Source organism: Sphingomonas sp. OTU376 (assembly GCF_038440415.1).
GTDB lineage: Bacteria > Pseudomonadota > Alphaproteobacteria > Sphingomonadales > Sphingomonadaceae > Sphingomonas > Sphingomonas kyeonggiensis_A.
In genome coordinates this window covers 45,055-53,551 of the sequence record NZ_JASATQ010000029.1, presented here as the reverse complement: position 1 = coordinate 53,551, position 8,497 = coordinate 45,055, and the positions used below count along the sequence as shown (strand labels likewise).

Annotated in this window: 5 protein-coding genes; all 5 read right to left on the bottom strand. The window is 67.6% G+C overall.

The window, feature by feature from the left end; all coding sequences use genetic code 11:
• Positions 1 to 117: 117 nt before the first annotated feature.
• The 5 genes from AAHM44_RS13695 to dgcN all read right to left on the bottom strand — a co-directional run bounded on the left by AAHM44_RS13695 (position 118) and on the right by dgcN (position 8,435).
• On the bottom strand, positions 118 to 1,620 hold the full coding sequence (locus tag AAHM44_RS13695; RefSeq protein ID WP_342250322.1) for an N-acyl-D-amino-acid deacylase family protein: 1,503 nt from the start codon (positions 1,618 to 1,620) through the stop codon (positions 118 to 120).
• A 227-nt stretch (positions 1,621 to 1,847) separates the two neighbouring features.
• Complete coding sequence (locus tag AAHM44_RS13690) at positions 1,848 to 4,673, bottom strand: TonB-dependent receptor domain-containing protein (protein WP_342250321.1); 2,826 nt, start codon at positions 4,671 to 4,673, stop codon at positions 1,848 to 1,850.
• A 102-nt stretch (positions 4,674 to 4,775) separates the two neighbouring features.
• Positions 4,776 to 6,386 carry an N-acyl-D-amino-acid deacylase family protein gene (locus tag AAHM44_RS13685; RefSeq protein ID WP_342250320.1) on the bottom strand — a complete coding sequence of 537 codons (1,611 nt, stop codon included), beginning with the start codon at positions 6,384 to 6,386 and terminating at the stop codon, positions 4,776 to 4,778.
• A gap of 64 nt (positions 6,387 to 6,450) precedes the next feature.
• Positions 6,451 to 7,440, bottom strand: coding sequence for an N-acetyl-D-Glu racemase DgcA (gene dgcA, locus AAHM44_RS13680; RefSeq protein WP_342250319.1), 990 nt, complete (start codon positions 7,438 to 7,440; stop codon positions 6,451 to 6,453).
• Positions 7,398 to 8,435 (bottom strand): N-acetyltransferase DgcN, encoded by a 1,038-nt coding sequence (dgcN, locus tag AAHM44_RS13675; RefSeq protein WP_342250318.1) that lies wholly within the window; start codon positions 8,433 to 8,435, stop codon positions 7,398 to 7,400. The genes dgcA and dgcN overlap by 43 nt, the downstream gene beginning before the upstream one ends.
• Between the last annotated feature and the right edge of the window lie 62 nt (positions 8,436 to 8,497).

Genomic DNA, 8,497 nt, shown 5'->3' with positions numbered 1-8,497 from the left:
TGCCTGGCTTTTTTTTTCCCTCCGCGGGCGGGCTGAGCTCCCCCGGCCTTCGCGGGGGCCGCAACCCACCCCCGACCCCTCCCTTACAGGGAGGGGAGTAAAGCGGAATCCAGCTGCCTATTCCCCCCGCAACAACACCCGCCCGAACCGCGCCGCCACCGGCTTGCCATTCACCAGCGCCGCCCGGCCGTTGACGAAGACATAGTCCATGCCCTGGGCATAGGCGTGCGGCTTCTCATAGGTGGCGGTGTCGCGCACCGTCTTCGGATCGAAGACGATCACGTCGGCGAACGCGCCCTTCCGCAGCGCCCCGCGATCGACCACGTCGAACACCTGGGCCGGCAGCCCGGTGGCGGCGTGGATGGCCTGGGCCATCGGGATCACCGGCTTGTCGAGCACATAGTTGCGCAGCTTGCGCGGGAAGGCGCCGTACGCACGCGGATGCTCTGCGGTCTTGCCGAAGGGCGGCAGCCCGCCATCGGTGGAGGTCATCGTCCAGCCTTGCCGCATGAACGCCTCGACATCCTTGTCGCTCATGTTGAACGACACGGTGGGCGCCCCGCCCTTCTTGAGCATCTCGATCGCGGCATCGAGCGGCTCGAGCTTCATGATCGCACCGACTTCGTCGAGCCGCTTGCCGTCGAGCGAGGGATCGGCCTTGTAGGCACGGATCTGGATCGCGTGCGGCCCGGCGCGGCGCTCCAGATTGGGCACCATCTCGGCGCGGATTTTCGCGCGCATCGCCGGATCCTCCAGCCTTTTGGCCAGCGCATCCGCCCCACCCTCCTGCGCCCAGCCGGGGACGAGCGAGGCCATCAGGCTCGAGCCCGAGGCGGTATAGGGATATTGATCGGCCCAGACCTGGACGCCGGCCGCACGCGCCTTGTCGATATGGGCGATCACCTCGGCCGACTTGCCCCAGACCTGGGGGCCGAGCACCTTGATATGGGTGACGACGCCGGGGATCTTCGCCTCGCGCGCAACGGTGATGACTTCCTCGACCGCCGCGACCACGCCGATATCGTAATTGCCCTCGTCGCGGATATGGCTTTCGTAAAAGGCGTCCGGGAAGGCGCTGGCGGCCTTTGCCAGCCCGACGATCTCGGCGGTGTTCGAATATTTGGCCGGGATATAGAAGGGCCCGTCGGACAGGCCGAACGCGCCGAGCTTCATCGCGGCGGTGACCAGGCCCTCCATCTTCGCCTGTTCTTCGGGCGTGGCGTGGCGATCGACATTGCCCATCACCGCGGCGCGCACGGCATTGTGCCCGATCATCAGCGCGACATTGACGCCGGGGGTGTTGGTGCGAAGGTCCCTGATCTGCGGCGCCAGGTCGGCCGGGCCGCCGCCGTCCGGATTGGCGAACAAGGTGGTGATGCCCTGGTAGAGCATCGGCAATGCCGGCGCGAGCTCGGGCGTCTGGATATTGGGCGCCGCGTGCGAATGCGGATCGATAAACCCCGGGGCTACGATCTTGCCCCGGGCATCGACGGTGGTCTTCGCGGTCGCCGAAGCGGGGATCGTCCCCACCGCGACGATCCGGTCCCCCTGGATCGCGACATCGGCGCTCCGCCCCGGCGCGCCGCTGCCGTCATAGACGGTGCCGCCCCGGATCAGCACGTCATAGTCCTGCGCAAGCGCCGGGGAAGTGCTGGCGAGGAGCGCGAGGGCGGTCAGGCCCCACCGATATCCAGAGTTCCGGTTCCCCGGCGAAGGCCGGGGTCCAGTTTCGGCGAACCCGGCGAGGAGGGGCAAACCTCCCGAACTATGTTGCAACTGGGCCCCGGCCTCCGCCGGGGAACAGCTGGGTGCTCGGCGCGTGCCGAATGTCATGCTGCGCCTCCCTCTCACATCTTGAACCGGGCGCCGATGCGGAAGGTCCGCCCGAGCAGGTCGTAGATCGACTGGTTGGTCGCCGGCGTCGCATAGGCGCTGCCGGCCGGTCCCGGCGCCACCACCGGCGGATCCTTGTCGAGCAGGTTGGAGACGTTGAAGAACAGCTGCACTTCCTTGCCGCCCATCTTGAAGCCCTGGGTCAGCGAGGCATCGATGTAGAAGGCGCCCTTGATCCGGTTGTCGTTGATCGTGCGGTTGGTCACCGTCGAGGCCGGACAGCCGCTGGTGCATTCGACGAAGCTGTTGTCGTACACACCGTCGCTCACCCCGCGCCCGATCAGCGTGAGGTTGAAATCATCGACGTCATAGCTGGCCTGGGCACGGTAGAGCCATTTCGGGGTGCCGCCCGGGGCGTTCTGGCCCACCGTGTCGGTCGGCGCATCGATGCCGTTGTCGAAATAGTTCTTGATGTAGCGCGTCGCCATGCCGCGCAGCATGAAGTTGCCGGCGCCGATCCGGGTGCGGTACGAAGCTTCGAAGTCGATGCCCTGCGCCTTCTGCACCGCGAAGTTGAACGGGCTCTCATACACCTGCAGGCTGTTGCCGAACGAGTTCGGCCCGCGCACCACGGCGGTGCAGAAGGCCTGGATGCCTTCGTTGCAGCGATCGACGATCGTCTGGGCGGCAACCGATCCGATCGCGCCGTTGATCTTGATGTTGTAGTAATCGACCGACATCGCGAAGCCGGGCACGAAGGTCGGCTGCAGCACCACGCCGACACCCCACTGGTCGGCCTTTTCCGGCTGGAGCAGCGGGTTGCCGCGAGTGGTGCCCGCGAAGGTGACCGATGCATTGTTCTGCGAGGAATCGATCAGCACGTTGATGCGGGTCGATCCGGCCGTGAACAGCTCGCCCAGATTGGGCGCGCGGATGTCGCGCGAGCGGCTGGCGCGGAAGCGGATGTCGGGGATCGGCTCGAAGGTGACGCCCGCCTTCCAGGTGGTGACATAGCCCGAGGTCGAATAGTCGGTGCCGCGCACCGCGCCGTTCAGGTCGAGCCCCTTGATGACCGGCACCACCAGCTCGACATAGCCTTCGGTCACGCTGTAGCTGCCGAAGCTGGGCAGGAAGTTGCCGACGAACCAGCCGGTCTGGAATTCGGTGGGCACCGAACCGCTGACCTTCTCGCGGCGATGCTCGCCGCCGATCGAGACCGAGACCGCGCCGGCCGGCAGGTTGAACGCATCGAACGCCAGGTTGGCGGCGACCACGTCCTGCTCGAACTTCTGCTTGCGATAGGGATTGCCCAGCACATAGGCGAGCGCCTCGGGGCTGGCGACGCCGATGCCCAGGCGGTTGAGCGGCACGCAGCCATTGGTCGGCGCGGTCAGCGTCGAGCGGCAGACGATCGTGCCGGCGGGCACGCCGATCGCGTTGCCGGCGGGCGCGAACACCGCATCCTGCGCCAGCGCGAGCCGGGCATTGTTGGTAATGTCGCGCGCCATCTCGCGCGTGCGGCTGATGCCCTTCTGGTAATAGACGTCCCAGCGCGCGGTGCCGGCGAACAGCGGGAAGCTGCCGTTCGCGCCGATCACATAGCGCTGCAGCTCGCGCTCGGTGTCGTTCTTGCGGATCGGCAGGTCGGCGTTGCTGGTGCCCAGCGTGAAGCTGGTGATCGCGCCGAGCTGGCTGCGGACCGAAGCCGGGATATAGGCATTGTCCGATCGGATCGTCACGTTGTTCTGGTTGAGCTGCACGCCCAGCCAGCCGAGATTTTCCGACTTGGCATAGGATGCCTGGCCGAAGACGTTGAGCCAGTCGGCGACCTCGAAGCTGACCCGGCCGAACAGGCTCTTGCGGTTCTCCTCCGGATCGAGCGACTGGAAGCCGTTGACCTGGGTCGCCTGCCAGTCGCCGCCGATCTGCCAGGGATCGCGGTTGGTGCCGAAATTATACTGGCTGACCGCGCCGCCCAGCCCGAACTGGGTGCCGCGCAGCGCGGTGTTCAGGATGACGCCGCCGCGCGTCGCCTGGCTCAGGCCGGCGCCCGACACGACCAGGCGCTCGGGCTGGCCGTTCCCCGCCACATAGGCGGGGTTGTTGATCATGTACCAGCCCTTGTTGTTCCAGTCGCGCGGGACGCCGTGCAGGCCTTCCTTCACCGCGATCTCGCCATTGAGCAGGATATGGCCGCGCCCGCCGGCGAAGCCGGTGCCGGCGGTCAGCGTCGCGCGATAGTTGGGCGCGTCGCCATAGGTCGAGATGCCGTATTCGACCGAGCCCTTCAGGCCCGAATATTCCTTGTCGAGGATGAAGTTGACCACGCCCGAGACGGCGTCCGAGCCATAGGCGGCGGAGGCGCCGCCGGTGACGATCTCGACGCTCTTGATCAGGCCTTGCGGGAAGGTGTTGACGTCGACCAGCCCGGTGACGGTCGAGCCGACCGAGCGCTGGCCGTCGAGCAGCACCAGCGTGCGGGCGGTGCCGAGCGAGCGCAGGTTGAGCGCGTTGACGCCCGCGGTGCCGGCCGAGATGTTGAGGTTCGAGTTGGCCGGGGTGACGCTGCCGACCAGCGAGGGGATCTCGTTGACGAAATCGGCGACGTTGGCCGGGGCGGTCGCTTCGATGTCGCCCGCATTGATCACGGTGAGCGGCGTCGGGGCCTGGTAGCCGTCGCGCTGGATGCGCGTGCCGGTGACGGTGATCTCCGCCGATTGGGCTTCGGGTTCGGGCGCCGGTGCCGGCGGGGTCTGGGTGTCCTGCGCGAACGCCGCGGCGTTCCACAGCAGCGCGACTGCCAGCGCGGGCAGCGAAGCGGCTCTCAGTGACCTGGTCATGTTTCTTCCCCTTGATCAATATGGTGGAGCGTTGATGCCTCCCGTGCGCCGGTTGCCCCGGCTGCACCGCATCGGCCCCGTCCTGCGGTCCTTATTGGCCTCCTATCGACAGCTCCCCGGTTTCGGCTGGCGGGGTAGCGGGCGGCCGCCGGCGGCGCCGGTCGGTTCGCCATTCTCGATTGCGATCACGCCGTTGACGACCACCGTGCGCATGCCGGTGGAGAACAGCGCGGGATGGATGTAATCGGCGCGCGGCGCGAAGCGGGCGGGATCGAACATGATCACGTCGGCAAAGGCGCCGGCTTTCAGGTGCCCGCGGCCGTCGAGGCTGAACATGTCGGCGGTGACGGCGGTGCTGCGGTCGATGAACGCGCGCAGGTCGATCACTTGTTTGTCGCGGACGTAATTCGCATATTTGCGGGCGAACGAGGCGTAGTAGCGCGGGTGTCCCTGCGACGCGTCCGAGCTGGTGACGACCCAGGGCCGGTTCATGAAGGCGGCGATGTCCGCCTCGCTCTGGTTGAACGAGGCGACGCCGGCTTCGCGCTGCTTGAGGATCGCGATGGCCGCGTCGATCGGGTCGATACCCCGGGCCTTGGCGATCTGCTCGAGCGTCTTGCCTTCGGCGTCTGCGGGGCCGGAAGTGATGAGCAGCGATGCGGGGCCGCCGCGGCGGCGCAGGTTGTCGGCGATTTCGGGCCGCATCTTCGCCATCACGGAGGGGTTTTCGAATCGCTCCAGCAACGCCCGCCGACCACCATTCTGCGCCCAGCGCGGGATGAGCGCGGCGGAAAGTCCGGTGCCCGATGCCGACCAGGGATATTGGTCGGCATGAATGACCTGCCCGGCCTTCTGCGCCGCCTCGATCTGGTCGATGATCGCCTGAGCCTGGCCCTGCACATCGACGCCAAGCGCCTTGATGTGCGCGATATGGACCGGGATGCCCGCCTCGCGGCCGATCTCGATCGCCTCGGCAACCGCGCCCTTGAGGCCGATCGTGTAGGAGGATTCGTCGCGCAGATGGCTGTCATAGATGCCACCCTTCTCCGCCGCCGCCTTTGCCAGCGCGACCACCTCGTCGCGCTTGGCGAAGCTCTGCGGCGCATAGAACAGGCCGGTGGAGAGGCCGAGCGCGCCTTGGCACATCGCGCTGGAGACGAGGCCCTGCATCTTCGCCAGTTCTTCCGGCGTCGGCGCGCGATCGTCCGGGCCGATCACCTTCAGCCGGACGGCGCCCAGCCCGACATAGGTGGCGAAGTTGATGCCATAATCGCGACTCGACTGGCCGAGCGCCGCTTCGCCCTCGCCGCCCTTTGCGCCGCTGTCGCGCCCGAAGGTGCGGGCGACATCGGGATCGCCGCCGCCGTCCACGCCGATGAACGCGGTGGTCACGCCCTGGGTGAGGAACGGCATCACGAGCCGCGCGGCGGGATCGCCCGAGGCGAGCGCGCCATTCACATGGGTATGCGTGTCGATGAAGCCGGGGGCAACGATCATGCCGGTGGCGTCGATGATCTTCGTCGCCGTGCCCGGTGCCTTGGGCCCGACATAGACGATGCGATCGCCGCGGATCGCGACATCGCCTTTGAACGGCGCGGCATTGCCCGGATAGACGGTGCCGCCGCGCAGGATCAGGTCGGCGGCGGGTTCCGGGCTACCTCCCTGCGCGAGAGCGACGCCGGCGGCGGCGACCAGCGTGATGCCCGCCGCCATTCCAATCTTCAGTCTATGTCCCCGAACCATGTGCCGCGACTCCCTGTTTGGTTATGGCTTTCGGTTATGGCGCTCCCCAGAAGCCCGGCGAGGGCGGCGAGAGCACGCCGCGTTCGCCAAGCACCCCGCCCGGCCGGTCTTCCGCCAGCCATAACGGTCCATCGAGATCGACGAAGCTCGAGCGCGCGGCGATCACCAATGCCGGCGCGATCGACAGCGAGGTCGAGATCATGCTGCCGGTCATCACACCCAGCCCCGCCGCTGCCGCCGCGTCCGCAAGCGCCAGCGCGCCGGTGAGGCCGCCGGTCTTGTCGAGCTTGATGTTGATGACCTGATATTTGCTGGCGAGCGCGGCGGCATCGTCGGCGATGTGCGCGGACTCGTCGGCAGCGATCGGGATCAGCGGGTTGAAGCCTTCGAGCGCATCGTCCTCGCCCGCCGGCAAAGGCTGTTCGAGCAGATCGATGCGCAGATCGACCAGCATCGGCTGCAGGCGCTCGATCTCGGCAATCGTCCAGCTTTCATTGGGATCGACGATCACGCGCGGCGCCGGCGCCATCTCGCGCACCCGGCGGATCTGCGCCTCGGGGTCGCTGCGATCGACCTTGATCTTGATGAGCGGCACCGCCGCCAGCGCCTGTGCGGCGACCGCCATGGCATCGGGCGTGTCGAGGCTGACGGTCATCGCGGTGGGCGTGGGGCCAAGCGGCGGCAGGCCGAGCAGTTCGGTGACGCTGCGCCCGGCGAGCTTGGCCTCAAGGTCCCAGAGGGCGCAATCGACGGCGTTGCGCGCGGCACCGGCCGGCATCGCGACCAGCAGCTCCTCGCGCGAAATGCCCGCCTCGATCGCGCCGCGCACGGCCTCGATCTCCGCCAGCGCGCCTTCGATCGACTCCCCGTAGCGCGGATAGGGAACCCCCTCCCCGCGCCCGGTAACACCCTCGGCCGATACCGAGACGGTCACCACATCGGCGACCGTCTTCACCCCCCGCGAGATGCGGAACGGGGTGGCTAGAGCGAAAGCGTCGCTACGCGCGGCGAGGGTTCGAAGCATGCATTGATCCTGTCGATGATGGGATCCACACCCATGGCGAAGGGGTCGGTACAGGGCAGGCCGAGCGCATCGGCCGTCTCGGCGCAGAGCCGCCCGGCTTCGGCGCGGGAGAGCTTGGACGTGTTGAGCGCGACGCCGACTGCCTGGACATCGGGGCTGGTGAGCCGGGCGACCGCGAGATTGGCCTCCAGCGTCTCCTTGAGACCCGGCACCGGATAGTGCGGCAGGCCGCGCATGTGCGGGCGCACCGGATCGTGGCAGAGCACGAGGGCCGCGGGCTGGGCGCCGTGGAGCAACCCGGTCGAGACCCCGGCGAAGCTCGGGTGGAAGAGTGAGCCCTGCCCCTCGATCAGGTCCCAGCCGTCATCGTCGCGCGCCGGGGAAATCTCTTCGATCGCGCCTGAGATGAAGTCCGCGATCACCGCGTCGAGCGGCACGCCGCTGCCGGCGATGAGAATGCCGGTCTGGCCGGTGGCACGGAAATCGGCGGTCATGCCGCGGGCGCGCATGCCCTGCTCAAGGCAGAGCGTGGCGTACATCTTGCCGACCGAGCAATCGGTGCCGACGGTGAGCAGGCGCTTGCCTGCGCGCTTCCTGCCGTTGCCGACCGGAATGCCAGGCTTGGGATCGCGGACATCGTGGAGCTTGCGGCCATGCTTCGCCGCTGCCGCGACGATCGAAGGTTCGTCGCGCAGCCTGTGATGAAGGCCCGAGGCGACGTCGAGCCCCGCCTCGATCGCGGCGATCGCATCGGCCACCAGATCGGCGCCCATCCGGCCGCCGGCATTGGCGATGCCGAGCACCAGGGTCTTCGCTCCGGCGGCAACCGCCTCGGCAAAGCCCATGCGTGGCAGTTCCAGCGTCAGCGGGCAATCGTCGTACCGGAATTCCCCCACGCAGTCGTTCGGGCGGAACACCGCCAGGCCGCGCGAGGTCTTGATGCCAACTTCGTCGTCCGAGTGGCCAAGGTACAGGAGATAGGGACTGGCAATCATCGGAAACCCCAACCTGTGGTTCGAGTCACATGATTGCCGAAACTGGCGATATCACAACGTCG

What these genes read in the sequence shown, in the direction of transcription:
- AAHM44_RS13690 (WP_342250321.1), bottom strand. Translation starts at nt 4,673, where the DNA reads ATGACCAGGTCACTGAGAGCCGCTTCGCTGCCCGCGCTGGCAGTCGCG.
- AAHM44_RS13685 (WP_342250320.1), bottom strand. Translation starts at nt 6,386, where the DNA reads ATGGCGGCGGGCATCACGCTGGTCGCCGCCGCCGGCGTCGCTCTCGCG.
- dgcA (WP_342250319.1), bottom strand. Translation starts at nt 7,440, where the DNA reads ATGCTTCGAACCCTCGCCGCGCGTAGCGACGCTTTCGCTCTAGCCACC.
- dgcN (WP_342250318.1), bottom strand. Translation starts at nt 8,435, where the DNA reads ATGATTGCCAGTCCCTATCTCCTGTACCTTGGCCACTCGGACGACGAA.